Below are 22176 nucleotides of genomic sequence, written 5' to 3'. Positions count from 1 at the left end.
TTGGTCTTTTCTTACTTTTTTCTTCTAACAAATTCATATGTTGTAATCGAAAAAACAATAATTATAATCAAAGAGATGACCATAATATCCTTTACCTCTCCTTGATAAATAGCTAATATAAGTGGCGGTGAAGCGAATAGTAAAAACACGATAGTAGCCAGTATAAAGAATTTTTTAGTCATGCTGAGTGCCTCCTGACATATTTAACATTGAAATAAAGTAGTCTTCTAAGCTTTCATTTTTTGTAAAAACACTTGATATATCGCTTTCTATTTTCAAGATTTTTCCTTCATTAATAAAGACTAAAGAGTCACAAAATGTTTGTGCTACTTCTAGCTGATGAGTAGAGAGCAAAATAGAATTACCTGCTGATACATAATCTTTTAAAATTGATTTTATTTTTTTCATATTAATCGGATCAATACCCGATATGAACTCATCTAACAATAAGACGCTAGGCTTATTCAGTAAGCTGCCCATCAAAGCTAATTTTTTTTTATTACCTAAAGATAAATTTTTAATTTTCTTATCGATTTCTTTCTCTAAATGATAGTAAACAACTTGTTTCTCTACTTCCTCTTTAGATAGATTCAAATCAGTTAATTCCATGATGAACTTTATATATTCTCGACCCGTTAACTCGTCGTATAAATACGGATGGTCAGGTATAAAGGTGACTTCTTTCTTCATTTTCTCTATGCTTTCATTATGCAAAAGCACCTTTCCCTCATCCGGTGTAAGGAGTCCCATTGCAATTTTCAACGTTGTGGTTTTACCCGCTCCATTCTGACCAAGAAATGCCGTGATTTTCCCTTTTTCAATATCAAATGAGATATGGTCTAATATGCGTTTGGTTTCAAACGATTTACTGACGTTTTGAAAGCTTAAAGAGTAGTTCATACAATCCCTTCTCTCTATAGGTTTATTTGTTCAAAGCTTGATTTTTTAACTAACAGTTTGGAAACGAGCGGCAGCGCTATTCCAACGAATAAAAGAAGAATCATTCCAGCCATGCCCCACTGAATGACGATATAACTTGAAACCCCAATACTATCCACTAAAAACAAAGCCGTAGGAAGCATCAATAGTGGAACCATTAACCCAACAGTCGCAAAACGGATCACATCTGCGACAATTTTTTTATCTGGATAATCATCTAGCTGTTCGATATTTTCATAATTAAAATGTGGTCTAAGTACCCCTGGCAAGAACATTAATAAAGCAAAGAAGAAAAAGCTAATAATATGCAATAACAGAGTCATGATACTTAACATGAGTGGCATTTGATTAACGAAAAAGAATAGGATATCTGCGACAATAAACAAAGGTAAACTTGTCAAAGCGAATAGATGAAATCGATATTTAAACACATCCCATAATGATTTTCCATTTAATAAATAAGTAATTACTTGCTTCCCTTCCCCGTCCACAGAAAACATGCCATTTAACTCGGTGAAAATTGAATATACATAGAAATAAGTTAGGAAAAATAAATAAAATGACATGATTAAAAAATAAATCTCTTCACTTTGATCAAGACTTTGCAGAAGACCTGTAATTACTCCCCAAATTACCCAAAATAAAAATGACCCTAGAACAACTGGAAACCGATAGCGTAAGTAATCCGTTCGATAATGATGCTTCGCTAAAATGGTTGTATACGATGTGCCAGGAATAACTTTAGATAAAAGAGTATTGAAAGCCTCTATTCTCTTAAAAGGATAATACGGAGTTCTTCTATGATGATTCATTTTTGATAAAATGGATAAAAGAACGATTACTCCTATAAAGAACATCGCTAGCTTCAGCAAGGCATGGAGTTGAAGGCCATTAAACAAAATGTCTGAAAACACGTTATACGGCATATAGGGATGTAAAAAGATGTTTGATAGTGGTGCTAAAATAGAAGAGATGACGTCCACTCCCTCATTGATCAACTCATTGTAATGTTCATAATTGACATTATTGCTCGTTAGAGGAAATTCCTTAATCCACGGAGAACTCATTTTTCCAACAAAAAACGCTGTATACACAATTAAAAGGCGAAGAATTAGGTTCGTTAACAATCTCAAAAAGAAATTCCATTTATAATGCTGTAGCTTCATATAATTGTTATGCAATATTGAAACAAGTAAAGTTAGCAGCAGGTAGCTTCCTAACGTTAAAATTAGTAAGCTAGCAAGATAAACTTTATTTACACCTGTAACAACGCCTAAAGCTAATAGAATTGGGATGTAGTTAAAGATAAAATCCTTCGTGTCCCACACAATCGATTCTAAATAGAGAAAGATGTTTGCTTTTCTTTGCTTGATCTTTAACGTAATCATTAACCATTCTTGGTCTTTGGATTGTATTTGCCATTTAGAAGAACTTACCCCCGAAATAAAGGCAAAAATCATAATCAAACAAAATAAAATGGACCAAAGAATCTCCCCATTTTGTTGTATGGAAGACAACGTCTTTAGAATTAGATTAATCACTAGACTTTGCTTCGCTTCACCATTTGTTAAATGTTCGTTAAGAACTACGTATTTTAAAAGGAAATACGTTCCGAAAAAAATCAAACATGAATTAATTATATTTTGAATAAAAAATAAGACCCAGAGGCTTCTTCCGACTGATAAATCTCTAAAGATTTTAATATAGTTCCATTGATTTTTCCATCGAATAAAAAGCTTCCATTTCAGCCATTTGCTTAGCATTTTTTCACCCCTCCACTATATTGCATTACAATATAGTAACTCAGAAAACTTCTTACAATAATTTAAAATAAACATACATATATGTCTATATATTCTGCTTATCTAGGAGATTTTTTGTCTTATCAGGGTCAAAATACCATCTGTTCAACTCGTTATATTAACCAAGTATTGTTATTTTTAGAAATAATTATCTTAATTAACATATTAAAAAAATTCAATATATGCTATTTTATATATCGTAAAGGGTTGTTAGCATAATTAAAAATAGGAGGTAAAAAGAATTAAAATGAACTTCTTCGTTGAAGTAATAGGCACCTTTTTAGAGGTTTTTTCATTAATATTTTTCTTGATTGCCTTTTTAGGTATTAAATTTTCGAAAGTAAAAGCACAGTTCATAGCAGTCAACTCAATCGGAGTAGCATCGATTATGCTATTAAAGTTAACGACCAATTTTTCACACGCCATTACTTTTTTATGCAGCTTTCTCATTTTATTCATCTTAGGAAGCTTAATTTTTAAGATTAGCTTTTCTGCTGCCTTTATTTCAGTAGTACTCGGTTTATGTATTTTATTATTAGGAGAATTGATAGCGCTCCTTTTTTTAGGCAATATCTTTGATGTCATAAGCTTTTTGGAAGCTTATTCCTTTAAGAAAATGTTCATTGCGTTACCTCATATTCTATTAATTAATTTCATTAGCTTTCTATTTATTAAATACAAACTATCTTTCATTCCGCTAACTATTATTTACAAAGATCAAGATGATTTCTTTTATAAGAAATATGGGCCTAAATATATCATCTTAACTTGCGTTACTATGGTACTTATCATTGTTGTAGCATTTACGATTTCGTATAATTTATTTTATTTACAACAAACAAATTCATCCATTTTATTCATTACAGTTGTATCTATCATTTATCTACTATTCTTTTCACAAATTGTGCTCAAGCATGAATCTGAACGATTAGAGAAACTGTTAGAAAAACAGCATGAAGTGGAAATTAAGCGGTACTTTCAAGTTATCAAATCTCAGCGGCATGATTTTATTCATCACCTTCATACACTATACGGATTAATCGCCCAGCAAAAGTTTCAGGATACTGAAGAATATATAGAGGAAGTCATTGAAGATGTGAGAAAAATAAATGAAGTCATTCCTATTCATCATCCAGCCGTTTCGGCTTTACTGTTAACTTTAAAACAGCAAGCATATACCAAAAATATTCAGATGTCCGTAATTGCAAAAGATAATTTAGCCCACATTCCTTGCAAAGTAACCGATATTAATCGCGTACTAGGGAATTTAATTTCAAATGCGATGGATGCTCTAACGCACGATAAAACACAAGATAGCTGGATTGAAGTCTTAATTGAGCTTGAGCATTTATCCAACGAATACATATTTACAGTAACAAATAGTGGAGAAATAGACTCTCACATTGCTTCAAAACTATTTAATAATCAGTTTACAACTAAATCAAATAATCATGAAGGTATTGGTTTAATTGCTACTAAGCGGATTATCGAGAAGTATGAAGGCATGATTTACTTAGAAACAACTAGTAACACTACGGCTTTTATTGCTAGGCTTCCAGCCATGAAAAAGAACAAAGCGATTTAAAGGAGAGAGACGGATGGATAAATATGATGTTTTAACCGTAGATGATCAGGTCCATTGCACGGATATGTTAAAAAATTTATTAACGCAATATCCATTTATTGAAAACATTTATAGTTATTCAGATCCCAGAGACGCACTAGCATTTCTACAAACATCAGCGATTGATTTGGTTTTCTTAGATATAGACATGCCTCACATCAATGGTTTAAAGTTGGCCGAGACCATTAAACAGCAATTTCCTGATATTTTATTGATTTTTGTAACGGGTCACTCTGACTATGCTCTACATGGGTATGAATTATATCCTATCGACTTTTTATTAAAGCCTGTAAGCCCCTTACGACTTGAAAAAGCGTTGGTTCAGTTTCGTAACCAGCGCTCAAACAGAACCGTTTCTCAAGAACTTAATTTTGATCACACACAAGAACAAGCGACAAAGAAAATTACGGTAAGAGACAAAAGCTCCATTCACTTTATTACAATCAATGAAATTAATTTCGTTGAAAAACGAGGCCGAAAATGTATTATTAGCGTAAAGGATAACAAAGAAATTGAATGCAGCAATACACTGAACGAGCTAGAAAAAATGCTAAGCAAACATCATTTTTTCAGACCGCACCAATCATTCTTAATTCCTTTATCAAAAGTAGCTGAAATTAAGCCTGATGAATATATGCGCTCCTATTTAATCGAGCTTGAAAATGTGAATGCTGAAATTCGAGTTAGCAAAAATAAATATAGTGAATTGCGAAATGCTATCAATTCGCACTTATAAGCAAGCTGCATACCTTAGAGAAATGAAAAGACCCCTCTTTATGAGGGATCTTTTCATTAGTTAAACAATTGTTATCTACTCTTTCAGATCAGAACCGATAACCTCCAGCTTCTCTAAAGGCCAGTATGCAAGCTCTGCTTTTCCAACCACTTAATTGTATGGAACGGTGCCAAGCATCGGGGACCTGCTGTCTAGGCTGTTGCGACGGTTATCACCCATGACAAACAGCTGACCTTTTGGTACAACTGTTTCACCCGTATAATCTTCAAGCTTAAAATCTTCTGTAAGAGGTTGTCCCAACAAACCTTTCTTAATTACAGACCCTGATATCTGTAAGAACTTACTACCTTCATGTACCTATGACTTATGCTTTTCCATAAGAATGGTTTGAGCCAAGTTCTTGTCCAAATGCTCAAAATCATAGTACGAAATGAGGTCGTATAGCTCACTTCTTGTCTGCATATCTCTTATTGCTTCTTTTTGGGTACCTGTCGCCTTGATTAAATCAAATATCCTTTCGTACGCTTTTGCTGCTACGCGAAGCGAAGAGACGGGATAAATGACCATCTGAAAGCCCATATTGCTAAATTCTGTTGCTGTATAGTACGGTGTTTTTCCAAACTCCGTCATGTTAGCTAAAAGAGGCGCTTGAATTTGACTTTTGAATGTCCGAAACTCTTCTTCAGAGCCGAGCGCTTCAGGGAAAATAGCATCTGCTCCTGCTTCTACATATGCAGCTGCTCGTTTGACAGCTTCCTCCAGGCCTTCGCTACTGCGAGCATCCGTCCGAGCCACAACAACTAAAGAAGGAGCGACTTCTTTAATTACTCTGATCTTTTGTGCCATTTCTTCTATTGTTACAAGCTGTTTTCCATTGAGATGACCGCATTTTTTTGGAAGCTGCTGATCTTCAATCTGAACGGCTGCTACGCTGGCTTCAACCATTTCTCTAGCAGTACGAGCAGCGTTTAACACGCCACCAAAACCAGTATCAATATCAACCAGCACAGGTAAGTTTGTAGCTCGTATCACGTCTTTCGCCCGATCGGCTAGCTCTGTAGATGTTACAATTCCTAAATCTGGTAGTCCCCGACTTGCCGTATAAGCAGCACCTGATAGGTAAAGTGCTGAAAAGCCAGCTTGCTTAGCCACCAGTGCGGCCATAGCATCATGTGCACCTGGAAGTTGAAGGATTTCTTGCGCATCCATAAGCCGTTGAAATTTAGCAGCTAGCTCCTGTTGAGATAACGGCTGATTGACAATCCACGTCATGTAAGACCCTCCTTATTTAGATCAAAAACAATTGAACAAACTCGTTTACGCTCATGCTTTCAAGCTCCTCTTGGTTATAACAAACTGCTTCAATTTGCTTTTGCTGTTTGAGAGGAAAACGCGTTTTGATATTAGTTGAGAATTTTTCTTTAACCTTTGGAATGGCTTCATCTCTTCTAAAACGGTGCCCTAACGGATATTCACACTCTACTTCCTCTGTTTGTGTACCATCTTTAAAATGAATCTGCACGGCATTTGCAATCGATCTCTTTTTCGGATCCAGGTAGTCTTCGCTATACTGCTTATTTTCAACAACCTTCATCTTGCTGCGCAGCTCGTCAATTCGAGAATCAGATGCGACTTCGTTTTCATAATGATCGGCAACAATTGTTCCTTTAAGGAGACCAATCGCCGTAATATACTGCAAACAATGATCTCGATCGGCCGGATTATGAAGTGGCCCCTCTTTATCAATAATGCGAATCGCAGACTCATGCGTTGTAATTGTAATCGAAGCAATATCGTCTAATCGATTCACGACTTCTCGATGCAGTTTAACCGCACACTCCGCGGCCGTTTGAGCATGAAACTCCGCTGGATAAGACACTTTAAATAGCACATGCTCCATAACATAGGAATCAAGCGGACGACCAAGCGTTACCTGTTTTTTGTTAAATAATACGTCCTGGAACCCCCAATTAGGTGCAGACAACGCAGTGGGATAGCCCATTTCTCCTTTTACTGCCATCATAGCAAGCTGTACGCCTCTGCTTGTCGCATCGCCGGCAGCCCAAGACTTTCTAGAACCGGTATTCGGCGCATGTCTGTAGGTACGTAAGCTTACCGTATCAATCCACGCATTGGACAAAGCGTTAATAATTTCTTCACGCGTTCCTCCAAGCATTTTGGTAACAACTGCAGTCGTGGCAATCTTCACAAACATCACGTGATCTAATCCAACTCGGTTTAAGCTGTTCTCTAACGCCAGCACGCCTTGAATTTCGTGCGCTTTAATCATCATTTCAAGCACATCACGAACGGCCAGCGGCTCTTTCCCTTCTGCTACGCGTACGCGGCTAATGTAGTCAGCTGTCGCTAAAATACCTCCAAGATTATCAGAAGGATGTCCCCATTCTGCCGCTAGCCACGTATCGTTGTAATCCAGCCAGCGGATGATGCAACCAATGTTGAACGCAGCTCGAATTGGATCTAACTCAAATGACGTTCCCGGCACCCGACTGCCATTTGGTACAACTGTTCCTGGAACAATGGGGCCGAGGAGCTTTGTGCACTCTGGATAACTAAGCGCCAGCATCCCGCATCCAATCGTATCAAGCAGGACATAACGAGCGGTTTGGAACGCTTCTAAACTCTTAATCTCTTTATGAAGAACGTAATCTGCGATTTCCTCTAATAAAACATCCGTTTTGACTTGCTCATTCGTTTTCAACATGTGCATCTTTCCTTTCTCCTCAAATTTATTTATGATAGAAATGGGTATTCGCCAAAATATCCATTCGGTGAGTGGCCGTGAACAACCCCAAATTGTTAAAAGCGGCGCTCGCCTACATAATGTACGCGCGGTCTAAAAAGTCGATTATGTTCATGTTGCTCAATAACATGCGCACACAACCCTACCGTTCTAGCACTGAAAAAGATCGGTGTATAAAGTGAAATAGGAATACCAAGCATCCAATAGACAGGTGCTGCGTAGTAATCCAAGTTCGGATAAAGACCTTTTTCACGCTTCATAAGCTCTTCGCCCGCTTCGCACATGCGATAAAGACGATTATCTCCTTGCAGGGCGCATAGCTGTTTGAGCGACTCTTTCATCATTAAAGCCCGCGGATCAATTTTGTTCATATACACGCGATGGCCAAATCCCATGATACGCTCTTTTTTATAAAGCTTAGCGATCAGCAGCTCTTCAAATTTATCTACAGTACCAGCTTCTAAAAGCAGTTCCATTACCGCTTCGTTAGCTCCTCCATGCAGGTTTCCTTTTAAAGAAGCAACCGCTCCTGTCAATGCACCGTATAAATCAGACTGAGTAGAAGAAATGACTCTCGCTGTAAACGTGGAGTTTGGCATCTCATGCTCACTATATAAAACAAGTGAACGATCAAAGATTTGCTCTTCCAGAGATGATGGCTTCTTCCCCGTAATCATGTAAAAGAAATTTGCGCTATACGATAACTCTTTAAGCGGACGAATCGGCTCTTTCTTTTCGATTAAACGGTAGCTGTTCGCCACAATCGCAGGCACTTTGCCTAACAGCTTGTAAGCACGGCTTTTATTTGCCGATAGAGAACGATTATCAAGCCCTTTATCAAAGCCTGAAAGAAATGAAATTCCTGTTCGCAAGCCATCCATTGGATGCGTGCCATTAGGGAGTAAGCAGAAGACATCCAACAGTTCATCTGGAATCTCGTACTCCCCTTTTAACATTTCTTCAACTAGTTCCTTCTCGTTAATATTCGGCAGCCTTTCTTCTAGTAAAAGGTAGATCATATCGAGGTAGCTCTTTGATTTTGATAGCTCAATCAGGTCATACCCTTGAATAATAATTTTCCCCTGTTGGGTATCAAGAAATGAAATCTTTGTTTCAGCAGCCACAACGCCTTCAAGTCCCGGAAAAAACCTCGCTTCAGTCTCCATCTCTCTTTTCCTCCATTCCAAATATCTCTTCACCTACTGTTTTGTAAGCCTTTTCAATATTGTGTAAAAAAAGAGCCTTCTTTTCAGCATCCCCCCTCTTGTCTACCACAAAATCTCTTAACTCCTGATAATAGTCTGAAAGTGTACAAGGGTTCTCTGCCACTACGTTATTCATAATGCTCGCTTTGAAGTAATTCACAAAATACTCAACTGATCCGTCCACAGCTGCTCACCTCCATCACGCGTACCCGCTAAAAAAGCAATAAAAAAACAACTTCCCAAAGAAGTTGTTAAGCCGCGAGACAATACTCAAATAAACATGTTTTTAAATCATTTTTAAAACATGTTTGTCACTTCGCACTTAACACCCCCTATCCGCGTAGGTATTGATGCATGCTAAAACAGGCAGGTCTCCTGGCTTATGATCATCGCTCTTCGAACCTTCCCATCTTCATTTCCATGAAAACAGTGGCTTTTTCGAATCGCTCCCAAATACAGTTGCGGGACAGCGTCGGATTCCAACCGAACTTCCCTTTTAAGCAGATGAAAGACACCTTTCACCTACACCTGTTTCTACATCGATATTATTTTCACTTTAAACATATCAAATTTTATAAATTTTTACAATTTTTATTTTCATTTCACTTAGCTAACACTGTACAACACTTCATTTTTCAAAGCACTTATCTTATAAATCCATTTATAACCTCTCTAGCAAAATCATAAATAAAATATAGAAAAACTGTTTTTTGTTAATTATTGGATAACAATTCCTGTATAATAAAGGAAAAACTTAAAAGTAAATTTGCTTTATGCCAAAGATGAAAGGAGCGATTTCATGAAAAAACGATGGATTTCCTGGTGGATTACGAACTGTTTTTGGGCCATGCTATTTGTTTTAGGCACTATTATGGTATGGACGCGAAAAGTGGACGGAGCGGGTGCCATTCAAACCCCTGAAATTAAACTATTATCCTTTATTGTGTTAGTGCTTGCCTTTGTCATTCCGCTTGTGATTCAAAGTGTATGGCTTGTTATTAATGTAAGAACGAGTAAATGAAACCCACCTCTCAATTCCGATCTTATAATCTCCCACTCTCCTATGTTATGATGAAACAAAACAGCTGTAAGGAGAATGAACCGTGAAGAAAAAAATAAAGGTCGTTGCCGCCGTTATTGAAAATGATCAAAACGAAGTCCTCTGTGCCCTCCGTTCAAACGACATGTCTCTACCGAACATGTGGGAATTTCCTGGTGGGAAAGTAGAAGAAGGCGAAGATATTTACTCTGCGATTGTGAGAGAAATCGAAGAAGAGCTTCACTGTAAAATCAAAGCAACGGAGCTACATAACGAACACACCCATGAATACGATACGTTTATTATTGAGCTCATTGCGATTAAAGCTGAAATTGTTGAAGGTACACCGCAGCCCACTGAGCATGCCAAGCTTGTTTGGTTAAACAAAGAAAATCTAGATTCACTTGTCTGGGCACCGGCGGACGTTCCGGCGGTTGAACTATTAGTAGAAAAGAAATAGCCTTCTCGCGATGAGAAGGCTATACTCTTTCCGTAAACTCCGTATACAGAAACGCTGGAATTTCATTTTCTAATTCTAAGATTACCGTAATCGGCTTTTCCCCGTGGTACTCAACCGTATTTCCTTTACCGATATAAATAAACGGTTCAGTCTTACCATCCATCTCACGATATTTTCGTACAAATAGATGCAGGTGAATACCTCTGTCTTTGTTAAAAATAATATTCTTTCCTCGCTCAGACTTTTGGGTCGTACTGTTTGGCGTTTGCCAGTGGAACGTGCGCTTATCGATGAACTTATCCTGATAGTTAATGCTTTCTTTAATATCTTCTTCCTTATGAAGATCAATAAATAAGAAAAACTCTTTATCATTTGTCAATAAGCCAGAACCACGAAACGAGCTGTGCGTTTTCCGGTAGTTAGATAGTAGCGCTGGGTCCATCATTGTGTACTGCTCATACAGCTTTAAGTGCGGTACGCCGTAATCTCGTTTACCGAACTCTTTCTCGTAGCGGAAAATGCCGTAATCAATCGCATCTTTAATAAACGGCTTAAACTGGTCGTTATGTAAAACATTCGCAAAGCGCTCCGTTTTCACCGCTTCTTCTCCGTTAAAATCAATTAGCTTTAACTTAGAACGAAGCTGTCCACTATCATAGTACGCTTGATTTAATACTTCAAACGCGTGCCTTACCGTATCTTCTTCCACATCCTCTACGTATTTCAAGATTTCTTGATTGGCTTGCTTCAGTGAAACTTTGTCATGACTTAGTAAATATTTTAAAATCACAAACTCGTACACGCGCTTGATTGGTAGCTTACTAGACAACTCCTTAAAGGCACTTTCAAAGTCTTCATGAAGTAACAGAGTTTTCAGCTGGTCGTCTTTTTCGGTTTTCGCTACAAACTGAAGATATGACTTTTCTTTATTGATAAACTTCACTGGGTCAGGCGCTCCATCAAACTTTAAATAGTCCATCAGGTAATACGGAATTATGCCTTGATTTAATTTTTTAAATTCGTTGTACTCTTCTCTCAGGTACTTCAGCGAATTGAAGTTTTCACGGTCAATTTGCGCTAAAATTCGGTCGCGTGATATCTCATCCATTTGAATATGTGTAGCACCTGGAATGCTTGGGAATCCCTTTGCGATGCCTACCTTTAAGCTTTCCTTATCGTAATAGCGGCTGCCGTTTAGAGCGAGCGCAATTAAAAAGACCTTGCTGTGATTTCCGATAAAATCAAGTACTGTTAAGAATGATTTGCTGGCGTGCTTGCGCAAACCGCGCCCCAACTGCTGGATGAATACAATTGGTGAATTCGTTGGACGAAGCATTAATACAGAATTCACCGACGGAATGTCCACACCTTCATTGAAAATATCCACTGAAAAAATGACTTCTAATTCATCTCTATCATCTTCTAATCGCTTAATACACTCTTGACGCTGGGGAATGGAATGGCCGCCATGTAACACTTCACTTTTGTAGCCGCGCTTATTAAACTCTTCTGCCATATACTCAGCGTGTTCAATGCTAGCGCAAAAGCCAAGCGTTTTACGCGTTAAGCCATCGTGACCATAAAACTCCATCTTTTCAATAATAAAGTCGACGCGCTCATTTACTTTTAACCGTTTGGTTACCTCAGCTATATCATCAATGTCAATACCGCTTAAATCAACATCTTCAATATCAGTAATACCAAAGTAGTGAAACGGTACGACTAACTGATCTTCTAGCGCTTCGTGAAGACGAACTTCAATGCCTACGTTGTTATCAAACAAATCAAATACATTCATGCTGTCGCTTCGCTCCGGTGTTGCCGTCATGCCTAGGGTAAATGCTGGCGTGAAATATTCCATCACTCGCTGATAAGAAGGACTTGTCGCATGGTGAGCTTCATCATAAATAATATAGTCAAACGAATCTCGCTCGAACTCACTATAGTACTTTGTTAACATTTGAATCGTCGCAAACAAGTAGTCTGCTTCTTGATCTTTTGAACTTCCCGTCAACAAGCCAAACGTCACTCCCTCGTTCACAAACAGTGTTTCAAACGTTTCTTTTGCTTTTTGAAGGATCTCTTCTCGGTGCACAATAAATAAAAGGCGCTTTGGTTTCACTTTTTGCACGTCAAATGCCGACATATATGTCTTACCTGTACCCGTTGCCGCAATAACTAGAGCTTTCGTTTCACCAAAACTGCGCAGGCGTTCTAGATTTTCCATTGCGCGCTGCTGCATCTTATTTGGCTTGATGTACTCACCCTTTTCAAAAATCATTTGAGGTTTGTAAGCTGATTCCTTTAACGCAGCCAAAAACTTCCCGTACTCCTCTAGAAATTCGCTTGTTGCGTCGTTACTAATGTCCCACAAGTGCTCGTATTCCTTTAGAACATCCTGAATGAAAGGCATCTCGCTCTTTGACACAACCTCTACATTCCACTCAATATTACTTTTCAACGCGCTTTGCGTCATATTCGCAGAACCAATAATTACTTTATAGTCGTTCTCATATTCAAAGATATAAACCTTCGTATGAAAACCTTTTTCTTCTACCGCGCTGAATACCTTAAGATCAATATTATCAAAGCTTTTAATCTTCTCTAATGCCTTCACTTCCGTAAAATTCAGATACGTCGATGTAATAATACGCCCTTCCACACCGCGACTAGCCGCTTCCTTCAAAGGGTCTAAAAGCAGCTGCAGCCCGCTAAAATTAATAAAGGCCACGCTAAAATAAAAGCTCTTGCACTCCTTCAAAGAAGTCACAAGCTCATGTAGAAGATTCGTGTTTTTCGAGTTTACTAGTAATCGATTTCCCATATAATCTACCACTCCACCTTTTTCCATTAAACTGTTACTTTTAGTTTAGGTGTTTAGATGGGGTGGATCAAGGGGTTTTTGGTAAATAAACAAGAGTTAAAGTAAGGCTTTAGAAGCCCTACTTAACTCTTTTGATTTGTGATACGGTTCTCCTTGGTTTATCTAAATGAGATTTTTCTAAATTAGAGTAAAAAGTCTAGCACTCGTTAACTAGATGCTAGACTCTTTGAATTTTTTTCAAATGTTTTTTCACTATAAGAAAAGAAAATAGGAAAGTTTCCTGTGGGGATTGTGAATGGAGAAAGGCAAAAACAATTTCACTTGAATTAGTCAGGATTTAATTTACAATTTTTTAGCCAATTAAGAACCAGGAACTAAAAAAATTCCAAATCATATATAGGTAATATCCCATGCGAAATTTTTGAGGAGGAGATCAAACCTATGTTACCTATGGAAAAATATTTCGGTAAGTTAGAACTAGTCCATGTATTTTATGGGGCTATGCCCACAGGCCTTAGTGTATCAGAAACCGGTCGTATTTTCATTTGCTTTCCGAAATGGGGAGACGACGTTAAATTCACAGTTGCGGAGATTGTTGGGGATACTTTGCAGCCTTATCCTAGTTTAGAAACCAATTTGGGTAATCAAGGTAATACCACAATGTCCTTTATCAGTGTCCAAAGTGTTGTTGCGGATGGAAGGGGAACACTTTGGGTATTAGACACAGCAGCACCGAATTTTTCTAAACCTATTAAAGGAGAGGCAAAATTAGTCGCTGTTGATTTAAAAACCAATACAATAAGAAAAGTATATACCTTTACAGAAGATGTTGTCCTGCCAACAACTTATCTGAATGATGTCCGTTTTGATTTTCGTGTTGGAAAAGCGGGTTATGCATATATAACAGATTCATCTTCCAAAGGACCAGGAGCTATTATCGTTGTAGATTTAGAAAATGGACACGCGTTTAGACGGCTAAATGGAGCAAGTTCAACTTCACCCGACCCTTATTTTTTACCGAAAGTAGAAGGTGAAATTTTGATGAACCGAAACAAAGATGGCTCAACATCTCCATTTAGATTGGCGTCTGATGGTATAGCGATTTCTCCCGATGGAAAGACTTTATTTTATTGTCCACTTACCAGTCGGCATTTGTATTCGATCTCAACAGAAGCTCTAAGAGACAGAACGATACCTGACATGGATTTACTTTATCAGGTGGAGTACTGGGGAGAAAAAGGTGCGTCTGATGGAATGATCACTGGGGCAAAAGGAAACATTTATGCCGGAGACTATGAAAACAACAGTATTCGAAAGATATTGCCGAATGGCATAATGGAAACAATCGCTCATGATCCGAGAATTTTATGGCCAGATACTTTTTCAATTGGGCCGGATCAATACTTATATGTCATTGTGAACCAATTACATCGGCAGGCACGGTTTCATTATGGAAAAGATCTGCGACAGAAGCCTTATAGTTTACTTCGTATGAAAATTGATGAATTCCCTGCTCCTACCTTTTCGTAATAAAATATAGTTGAATAATTTTCACATTACGTCAGGAGAGGTTTAATCGGTTATTAGTTTTTGCCCGGGAATTAGCTGACGGTTCTACCTTCAATATTAAAACTCATATATTACCGACCCTTTCACAAAAACTTTTCTATAGATTAGGTAAGTTTAATGCTGTATTAATATTATCGAAATCTAAACTGATTTATTCGTTCGTATCCCAAGCGTGGTACCACCCCTTTTCTACCATATAACTAGAAATTTGTTCATGCATATCAAGAGCTTCCACCAAGTGATGAGTTAGAATCTCTTTAACTTCAGGCGTTCCTGATTCAGTAACTGCAAACGCATAATTTCTAATTCCACTTTTAGCTGCAATTAATTAATCCATTGCAACCATTCGATCAGATAGTCCATCAATTGTTGATACTAAAAAGGCTTCATCTCTACGTCCTTTAATTGCTTCACCTACTAAGCGTTCAGAATCGCCATCACCATACATTTCTGCCGTTTCTATTAGTTTCATGCCTAATTCTATTCCGAGTGATTTCCCTTTCTCTCATTTGAGTATTTTCTCCCATGTACCAAGTTCCTTGTCCTATTTTCGGTAGAGAAGTCCCATCAGGCAATGTAACTACACGACTTTCAAGGGAATTTTTTATTTTCGTTAATTTATTTTCGTCCTGTACACTTATTAAAAATCAACACTCCCTTTTGTATATTTTTATGTACCTAATGAACAAAAAAGGCGGCAATACTCTTTTGCAGTATTGCCACCAGTAAATCACTCAATTCTCACCTTATTTCTATTTTAGTTAGAACTGCTGCTTGGTAGGGTGGTAAGCTTCGGTTCAACAGCCATTTAGGCCATTATACTAAGTGAGCTCCACCATCAATAAGAACAGCCGTCCCAGTAGTAAAACCATTTTTAGCAAGGTATACATAGGTTGCAGCTATGTCTTCCGGCTTTGCAATCCGTCCAACAGGGAGCTGTTGTGCAATGCCGTTGAACAGTGCTTGCCTCTGATCATCTGACATTCCAGCATAAATTGGAGTGTCTACAATTCCAGGTGAAACCACGTTTACCCTAATAGGGGCTAGGTCTATGGAAAGTCCTCGAACCAATCCTTCAATGGCTGAATTGATTGCCGCTAACGTAGTAGCGCCTTGAGGAGGACGAACGCCATATACACCAGAGGTTAAGGTGATTGAGCTCTCATTGCTTAAATATGGAAGTGCTGAACGGACAGTAATATATTGCCCCCAGAACTTACTATCAAACGCCTCTTTAGCACTTGCCACAGGCAGTTCGCTAAAGTGCCCCATTGCACCTTCTCCTGCTGTTACCACAAGGTGGTCAAATTTTCCAATCTTACTGAAAAATTCTGCTGCTTTTTCTTCGCTTCGAAAATCGATTTCAATTGCTTCTACACTGCCACCAAGAACTTGTTTTGCTTCATTTAATTTGGAAACAGAACGGCTGGCAATAATCACTTGAGCAGATTGATCTAGAAACGCTTTGGCAGTTGCTAAACCAATACCAGAAGTACCCCCTAAAACAACTACTCGTTTACCATTTAATGACATATTAAAACCCTTCCTTCTTAAAACCTTTTGTATTGATCATTCATTGTGAAATTTATTTCTAAAACGATACTATTCAGTACTTATTATTCAGCTAATAATTTTAAGGATTCACGATTAAAGGCAGGAATGTCATCTGGAAAACGGCTTGTTACAATATTATTGCTAACTACAACTTCTTCATCTTTGTAGTTAGCACCTGCATTTTTGAGATCGTTCCTTATTGATTTGAAACCTGTTATGTCGACGCCTTTTAATAGGTCTGTTATTAGTGTAGCGATTTTTTTGCTCATAATGATAAGCCCCCTTAAATTTGTAAAAGCATCGTTGGTATTATTCTCATTTACCCCAATAAATAAAAGCAATCTACCGTGTTTAGTATATTGGGAGTGTAAAAACAATTAGTATCGCACTGTCGTGTGTTTAATGATGGTGATGTATTTTTGAAGAATTCGTGATTTCAAATCCTGCTTGCGGCACATAGAAATACTTGATCCAAACCCCATCTAAAAACGGTTCCCTTTTATCAAGTAAAACATCAATGCCTTTGTCTGTTTTCACAATTTCATCATGGTCCGTGGGCGTATCAAGTTTTACATCATAATGGGCATGGTCCCCATGGTCCAACGTAACGTAGACACGAACCATTTTCCCTTCAGCCTCTTCACTTTCCAACATTTGTTTCAACACTTTAGCAGCATTTCGGTTAATTTTGCAGTTCATATCATTCTCTCCTATTCTAACAACTTTTATCCTTTTAATTAAGGAATCCTGTAAACAACCTCATAACCTGATCTCACGGTTTCATCCATATTCAATGCCTTAGAAAAATCATCAAGAAGGTTGCCTTGCTGATGTCTTCCTTTTTACCTTTCGCTTTTTATAATTTCTGCCAGAAGCTCGTATGAATGCAGGCGAGCTTTGTGGTCGTAAACTTGGGCAATAGCCATGATTTCATCAGCCTGGCTCTCCTTCAAAAATGTATGCAGCTTGTCCTTTATCGTCTGCTGGCTGCCAACAATCGATGTGCCTAATTGCTGCTCGAGAGCCTTTAATTGGTAGATGCTGGCCACTTCGGATATGTCATCTACCGGTGGTTGAAGCTGCGTAAGGTTGCCGCTCATCAGATTCAAAAATTGCTGCTGCAGGGTTGTGAAAAGGAGGTTTGCCTCTTTATCTGTTTCTGCTGCAATGATATTCAATGCCACCATCACATACGGCTTATCAAGAACATTCGAAGGCTTAAACGCCTTGCGATAGATCTGTAGAGCACCCAGAGTGTTAAGTGGCGAGAAATGGGCGGCAAACGCGAATGGCAAACCCAGTTCTCCCGCCAGCTGCGCACTGAAGCCGCTTGAACCTAGCAGCCAGATTGGAATATTCAAACCTTCACCTGGAATCGCTTTTATAGGGTTTCCTTGGGCCAAGGATGGATCAAAGTAACCGCGGAGTTCCGCTAATTGCTCAGGAAAGTCATCTCCGGTACTTCCCAAGTTGCGTCTCAATGCACGAGCAGTCCCCTGATCTGTACCGGGCGCCCGCCCCAGACCAAGGTCAATTCGTCCAGGATATAAGGATTCAAGAGTGCCAAACTGCTCAGCGATGACGAGCGGAGCGTGATTCGGCAGCATGATTCCTCCTGAACCAATCCGGATTTGTGATGTACCGGCTGCCACATGGGACATCACCACAGAAGTGGCGGAACTGGCGATAAACGGCATATTGTGGTGTTCAGCGAGCCAAAAACGGTTGTAATCAAGTTTTTCAGCATGCTGTGCGAGTTCCAATGTATGGCGAAAAGAATCAGCAGGAGTACTTCCGGCTGTTATCGGTGAAAGATCCAGCACCGAGAATGGAATTTCTTTTAGTTTAATTGCATGTTTAGACATAAAGTTCATCTTCTTCCCTTATCTAATTTTATTAAAAACTAATCTCATACTGGAATTTCATGAGTCGGAAAGTAAGGCCGCACAAACTCTCCAAGCTCCTGTATGACTTCCTCGGGAGGGCGCTTTGAAAAATACAATACAAATGCCAGGTGATTGACACCAATGGATTGAAATTGATATAAAATTTCTAATAACTGTTTACGCCCTACATGAAATCCTAAAGGAATCGGAACAGGATCCGCATCGGGATTTTCCGATAAATCGATAAATAAAGTCTGAGTGAAAGGTTTAAACACTCCTGGGGCGTAAATTTCCGACAACTCGCGATACTCGTTAATCAATTGAGCCTGTTGTGGGATAATCCTCGGGTAATGGATCCAGCCGTCCCCATTCTGGGCGATCCATTCAATCGATTGACTGCTGAATCCTGTCACCATGGTCGGAATCGAAGAAAAAGGCTTGGGGATCATTCTCATATCCGTTCCATCGATGACGCCTAAATCGCTGTTGATTGTCGGCCTGTCCTCCTTTAACAGCCGTTCAAGGAATGCATAATTCTTTTTAAACAGCTCTCCACTTTCGAGTTTGGATATTCCCAAAGCTGTGAAATCTTTATCCCGGTCTCCTGAAGCCACTCCCATGATCAGCCGTTCGGGAAACAACCGGTCAATAGATGATGCTTCCTTTGCAACTCTGACAGGATGGCGCAGAGGGAGGACCACACTAGCCGTCCCAAGTGCAATATCCTTGGTATGGGCCGCAAGATAAGTCAAATAAATCCATACATCATACATTTGACCATTATCATCAATATTCAAATTCTGAATCGTAACGTCCCGAAGCCACAATGCCGCGAAACCATGGTCTTCAATTTTGCGGGCAAGCGACAGCTGATTTTCCATAATCGGATATTTGGACATCCTTGCCGTCGGAATCGCGAAACCAAGCGTCATTTTATCCTTTTGGTACAACCTGTTATATGCACGATGCTGTAATAAACTCACTTCAATTCTCCTTAAATTTTTGTACTAATGTATTTTTCGAACTTTTTAATCGTCTCCTCATTACGGCGATAATACGTCCATTGTCCGATTCGCTTTATTTCAACAAGTCCGCTTTGCAGCAGAATCGATAAATACTGTGAAGTAGTGGATTGCGAAATCCCCGCCTTGCTTCGGATATCCCCTACACAAACCCCGCCTTCAAATCCTTCATCAGCAATAATATGGGCTTGCGGTGAAAAATGACTGTCGGGATCTTTTAACATTTGAAGAATGCTCACCCTCGTCTGGTTCGACAATGCCTTAAAAATTTCAACGGCTTGTTCATCATTTAAGCGTTCCAATTCCTGCCTCAATGTCATTTGCCTCTTTCTATATTGATTATCACTATCCCACTGGAAGTTGGATAGATGATCTGAAAGCATGATGCCAAATCGGTAATTCCCGATATTAATATATTAGCCATCTGGTCCTTCCAAATCAAATGATTTGTTTCGAAGGAGATACAGCGAAAAGTTCCCATCTTAAAAAAACCACTAAAAAACCCGCAAACAACAGGTTTTCCGACGGTTCCGCCACTCCATCTTTGAACTTATTCCATTATTTTCAGCTTATATACTTCTCTATTTGATACAAGGTCTGCAATATTGTTCCTGTATTCCTGATAATGAGCAGACTGAATATGGTATTCCAGCGTTTCCTCATCCTTCCACACTTCATATAAAACGAAAGTTTGGTCTTCAGATTGGTGCAAGTCATACTTTATACAACCTGCCTCTTCCCTTGATGCCACTTGTACCTTTTTGAGCTTTGATAATAGTTGCCCCTGCAGGCCTTCTTTTGGTTTTAATACAGCAGCAATTACAATATGCTCCATTTTCACCCCCCTTAATAATGAGTAGTTTGTCTTTCTTTTATAAATTTTTTAACGTGGCAGTAGAGTTTATGTCCCTCCCAGCACCGTGTAAAAAATATACCCTTTTAAATCTCTTATCCGCTTCAATTTTGTAAGCTTTTAACTGTTTACTCTTAACTTTTTTAGTATAACCAAAAAGTTGAAGCTTGTTTCAAGTAGTCTTGTAATTCTTTATCCAAGGCATTTTTAATCCATCTTATTAATCATTTTTGGTAACTTCCTTTAGAAACTGTTTGCTTGTACAGAAGTTCGTACAATCTAAACAAACATTTGCGTGAGGACAAGGTCCAGCGATTATTGGTAGACGACAGGACCGGACTGTTCATTGTTTCGTCCGGGTCATACACAAAGCGAATGATTTGACCACTTACCCCCTCTGGAGAAGGATTAAAGTCAATATAGAGCCTTGATGTTCCGCCATTATTCATACAGTCTGCAAAATGAATATAGGTTTCAGGGTGAAGTCCGTCTGGATTGATTCTAGGATCAACGTCTTCCTCGTATTCCAACAGGTACGAAACGTCCTCTTCTTCTTTTGAACTATCGAGCATTTGCTGCGTAGATAGTAAATAGTACGGATATCTCCCTTCTTCAACATCTGAACCTAGCATATAAACGGCAATTTCATTTTCACCGTATTTACGCCAATATGTACCATCAATCTTTTCAAGTAGTGTGATTAATGATTGGGGACAATTTGGATACGTTGATTTTAGTAAGTCTATATCCTTTTTTGTAGCACCACACGCTGTATTTAGTTCTGCAAGATCACCTGTTGGTAACGCTGCTTTTAATCTCGTTACAAAATTATTTACTAAGTCCATTACCTTATCCTCCTATAACGATAGCCGCTCTTATCATGAGCAAGCTGATTTCATTTTGAGCACTTTCTTCTCTCTTATAACGTACGCTTAGATTACTGCACGCTCCATACTTCTAAACTATCATTAATTCCCTTATCCTTAAATAATTTTCCATAATTTGTTACCTTCATGTTAAAATCATTCTAGATGTTTTAATGCATTTCATACAAGGAAACGAGGAAACAAAATGACGAAAGCGAAATGGCTACTGATTTTTCTGTGCGTAATGGACTTGGGACTAGTAGCTATGCATCTATCAGGCTATTTCTTTCTCTCTTTGAAACCAACGGGTTATGTCATTCCTTTAGTCATCAATATGATCTTGCTGTTTTTCATTAATAAAAAGCTGTGGGTCCGTTTAGGACTAGTCGTTGGCGTTCCGGCCTTATTTATACATGGTTGTATGGTTTTGTTCATGGAATATGGCTACACAAAGATTGATTCACCCCACGATAAAAGATCTCTTATGATTGAGTATCGTCACGTCACTTTAGGTGAGACAACGTATTTTTATCACTTTTATAAAACACGATTTGGAATAATTGGTAAACTTCTCGACGATCAATCGGTGGAATTTATGGTTCGAGGGCCAGAATATCCTGTTGAAGAAGGGGCTGAGGCAGCATTAGGAGCCCATAACCCAACTTGGATTTCAAAAGATATTGTCCGGTTTAACTCATGGAAGGGAGCAAAAGATGTGTATTTAGCCTCTTCTTCATCAGCGGTAAGCACAAAGGAAATAGACAATTTCATACTGAAAGCAAAAAGCAACAGTGACGGAGAGACAATAACCATTAACGGGATGGATTTCATCACCCGGTATGATAAAAAAGCCGGTCAGCGTTGGATTGATGTTGTAAGCGATGGTGACGAAGGGCTAATACCCAGACAGCAGTGCTCCCGGATTGTACGCAACGAGGAGCGCGGATATTATATGTTAGAAGAATGTACGCATCAGTGGGAGTATGAGCTATATCCTCTTACGGACGGACAGTAATATTATGAGACCGAGACA

At 38.7% G+C, this 22176-nt stretch carries 22 protein-coding genes, 3 pseudogenes and 1 riboswitch; of the genes and pseudogenes, 6 read left to right on the top strand and 19 right to left on the bottom strand.

The annotated features are described in order from the left end of the window. Positions 1 to 11: 11 nt before the first annotated feature. From BFL01S_RS20435 to BFL01S_RS11300, 3 genes are read right to left on the bottom strand one after another with little or no spacing between them, the layout of a single operon-like run. On the bottom strand, positions 12 to 182 hold the full coding sequence (locus BFL01S_RS20435; RefSeq protein WP_153301208.1) for a hypothetical protein: 171 nt from the start codon (positions 180 to 182) through the stop codon (positions 12 to 14). Next, the gene (locus BFL01S_RS11305) at positions 175 to 900 is read right to left on the bottom strand and encodes an ABC transporter ATP-binding protein (protein WP_061785741.1); all 726 of its coding nucleotides are present in this window, start codon (positions 898 to 900) and stop codon (positions 175 to 177) included. The genes BFL01S_RS20435 and BFL01S_RS11305 overlap by 8 nt, the downstream gene beginning before the upstream one ends. A 14-nt stretch (positions 901 to 914) precedes the next feature. After that, entirely contained in the window at positions 915 to 2405 is a 1491-nt protein-coding gene (locus BFL01S_RS11300; RefSeq protein WP_156474919.1) for a hypothetical protein, read from the bottom strand. Between the two features lie 583 nt (positions 2406 to 2988). On the opposite strand from BFL01S_RS11300, the gene BFL01S_RS11295 reads away from it, so the two are divergent. Beyond that, entirely contained in the window at positions 2989 to 4326 is a 1338-nt protein-coding gene (locus tag BFL01S_RS11295; protein ID WP_061785739.1) for a sensor histidine kinase, read from the top strand. Between the two features lie 13 nt (positions 4327 to 4339). Continuing rightward, a complete protein-coding gene (locus BFL01S_RS11290; RefSeq protein ID WP_061785738.1) occupies positions 4340 to 5101 on the top strand; it encodes a LytR/AlgR family response regulator transcription factor in 762 nt (253 codons plus the stop codon). 150 nt (positions 5102 to 5251) lie between these two features. Here the strand turns inward: BFL01S_RS11290 and BFL01S_RS20430 are convergent, their stop codons facing one another. From BFL01S_RS20430 to BFL01S_RS11270, 5 genes are all read right to left on the bottom strand, one after another. Continuing rightward, positions 5252 to 5401 carry a S26 family signal peptidase gene (locus BFL01S_RS20430; RefSeq protein WP_174521189.1) on the bottom strand — a complete coding sequence of 50 codons (150 nt, stop codon included), beginning with the start codon at positions 5399 to 5401 and terminating at the stop codon, positions 5252 to 5254. Between the two features lie 57 nt (positions 5402 to 5458). Then, entirely contained in the window at positions 5459 to 6373 is a 915-nt protein-coding gene (gene prpB / locus BFL01S_RS11285) for a methylisocitrate lyase (RefSeq protein ID WP_061785737.1), read from the bottom strand. Between the two features lie 16 nt (positions 6374 to 6389). Beyond that, entirely contained in the window at positions 6390 to 7826 is a 1437-nt protein-coding gene (locus BFL01S_RS11280; protein WP_025907301.1) for a bifunctional 2-methylcitrate dehydratase/aconitate hydratase, read from the bottom strand. A gap of 95 nt (positions 7827 to 7921) precedes the next feature. Then, positions 7922 to 9031, bottom strand: coding sequence for a citrate synthase (gene mmgD / locus BFL01S_RS11275; protein ID WP_061785736.1), 1110 nt, complete (start codon positions 9029 to 9031; stop codon positions 7922 to 7924). Further along, the gene (locus BFL01S_RS11270) at positions 9021 to 9254 is read right to left on the bottom strand and encodes a hypothetical protein (RefSeq protein ID WP_061785735.1); all 234 of its coding nucleotides are present in this window, start codon (positions 9252 to 9254) and stop codon (positions 9021 to 9023) included. The genes mmgD and BFL01S_RS11270 overlap by 11 nt, the downstream gene beginning before the upstream one ends. Before the next feature lie 164 nt (positions 9255 to 9418). Then, a riboswitch (cobalamin riboswitch) is annotated at positions 9419 to 9617 on the bottom strand. A gap of 252 nt (positions 9618 to 9869) precedes the next feature. Between BFL01S_RS11270 and BFL01S_RS11265 the strand changes: the two genes are divergently transcribed. Both BFL01S_RS11265 and BFL01S_RS11260 read left to right on the top strand, forming a co-directional pair. Next, a complete protein-coding gene (locus tag BFL01S_RS11265; protein WP_061785734.1) occupies positions 9870 to 10091 on the top strand; it encodes a DUF3923 family protein in 222 nt (73 codons plus the stop codon). Positions 10092 to 10173: 82 nt separating this feature from the next. After that, complete coding sequence (locus tag BFL01S_RS11260; RefSeq protein WP_025907293.1) at positions 10174 to 10569, top strand: (deoxy)nucleoside triphosphate pyrophosphohydrolase; 396 nt, start codon at positions 10174 to 10176, stop codon at positions 10567 to 10569. A 19-nt stretch (positions 10570 to 10588) separates the two neighbouring features. Here BFL01S_RS11260 and BFL01S_RS11255 read toward each other — a convergent pair whose 3' ends face one another. After that, the gene (locus BFL01S_RS11255) at positions 10589 to 13300 is read right to left on the bottom strand and encodes a DUF3427 domain-containing protein (RefSeq protein WP_235859225.1); all 2712 of its coding nucleotides are present in this window, start codon (positions 13298 to 13300) and stop codon (positions 10589 to 10591) included. A gap of 525 nt (positions 13301 to 13825) precedes the next feature. Here BFL01S_RS11255 and BFL01S_RS11250 point away from each other — a divergent pair. Beyond that, the gene (locus BFL01S_RS11250) at positions 13826 to 14923 is read left to right on the top strand and encodes an L-dopachrome tautomerase-related protein (protein WP_061785733.1); all 1098 of its coding nucleotides are present in this window, start codon (positions 13826 to 13828) and stop codon (positions 14921 to 14923) included. 190 nt (positions 14924 to 15113) lie between these two features. Here the strand turns inward: BFL01S_RS11250 and BFL01S_RS20425 are convergent. The 10 genes and pseudogenes from BFL01S_RS20425 to BFL01S_RS11210 all read right to left on the bottom strand — a co-directional run bounded on the left by BFL01S_RS20425 (position 15114) and on the right by BFL01S_RS11210 (position 21122). Continuing rightward, positions 15114 to 15308 (bottom strand): annotated as a pseudogene (locus BFL01S_RS20425) (spore coat protein). 18 nt (positions 15309 to 15326) lie between these two features. Then, a pseudogene (locus BFL01S_RS20420) lies at positions 15327 to 15603 on the bottom strand (aldo/keto reductase); the annotation flags it as partial. Between the two features lie 175 nt (positions 15604 to 15778). After that, entirely contained in the window at positions 15779 to 16495 is a 717-nt protein-coding gene (locus tag BFL01S_RS11245; RefSeq protein WP_061785732.1) for an SDR family oxidoreductase, read from the bottom strand. Between the two features lie 83 nt (positions 16496 to 16578). Next, positions 16579 to 16758, bottom strand: a pseudogene (gene yraA / locus BFL01S_RS20415) (cysteine protease YraA); the annotation flags it as partial. A gap of 157 nt (positions 16759 to 16915) precedes the next feature. Continuing rightward, entirely contained in the window at positions 16916 to 17215 is a 300-nt protein-coding gene (locus BFL01S_RS11235; protein ID WP_025908317.1) for an iron-sulfur cluster assembly accessory protein, read from the bottom strand. A 143-nt stretch (positions 17216 to 17358) separates the two neighbouring features. Next, positions 17359 to 18381, bottom strand: a complete 1023-nt coding sequence (locus tag BFL01S_RS11230) for an LLM class flavin-dependent oxidoreductase (protein WP_061785731.1) — start codon at positions 18379 to 18381, stop codon at positions 17359 to 17361. A gap of 44 nt (positions 18382 to 18425) precedes the next feature. Then, positions 18426 to 19385, bottom strand: a complete 960-nt coding sequence (locus BFL01S_RS11225) for a TIGR03571 family LLM class oxidoreductase (protein ID WP_025908315.1) — start codon at positions 19383 to 19385, stop codon at positions 18426 to 18428. An 11-nt stretch (positions 19386 to 19396) separates the two neighbouring features. Beyond that, on the bottom strand, positions 19397 to 19744 hold the full coding sequence (locus tag BFL01S_RS11220) for an ArsR/SmtB family transcription factor (RefSeq protein WP_051567065.1): 348 nt from the start codon (positions 19742 to 19744) through the stop codon (positions 19397 to 19399). A 230-nt stretch (positions 19745 to 19974) separates the two neighbouring features. Next, complete coding sequence (locus tag BFL01S_RS11215; protein WP_025908313.1) at positions 19975 to 20259, bottom strand: putative quinol monooxygenase; 285 nt, start codon at positions 20257 to 20259, stop codon at positions 19975 to 19977. 242 nt (positions 20260 to 20501) lie between these two features. After that, positions 20502 to 21122: an SMI1/KNR4 family protein gene (locus BFL01S_RS11210; RefSeq protein ID WP_025908312.1), complete on the bottom strand. Its 621-nt coding sequence runs from the start codon at positions 21120 to 21122 to the stop codon at positions 20502 to 20504. Between the two features lie 226 nt (positions 21123 to 21348). On the opposite strand from BFL01S_RS11210, the gene BFL01S_RS11205 reads away from it, so the two are divergent. Continuing rightward, a complete protein-coding gene (locus tag BFL01S_RS11205) occupies positions 21349 to 22158 on the top strand; it encodes a hypothetical protein (RefSeq protein WP_025908311.1) in 810 nt (269 codons plus the stop codon). Positions 22159 to 22176: the final 18 nt, after the last annotated feature.

The sequence above is a fragment of the Priestia flexa NBRC 15715 genome (assembly GCF_001591565.1).
GTDB classification, from domain to species: Bacteria; Bacillota; Bacilli; order Bacillales; family Bacillaceae_H; genus Priestia; species Priestia flexa.
Note: the sequence above shows the minus strand (reverse complement) of the source record. Positions and strands in the feature narration are given on the sequence as shown.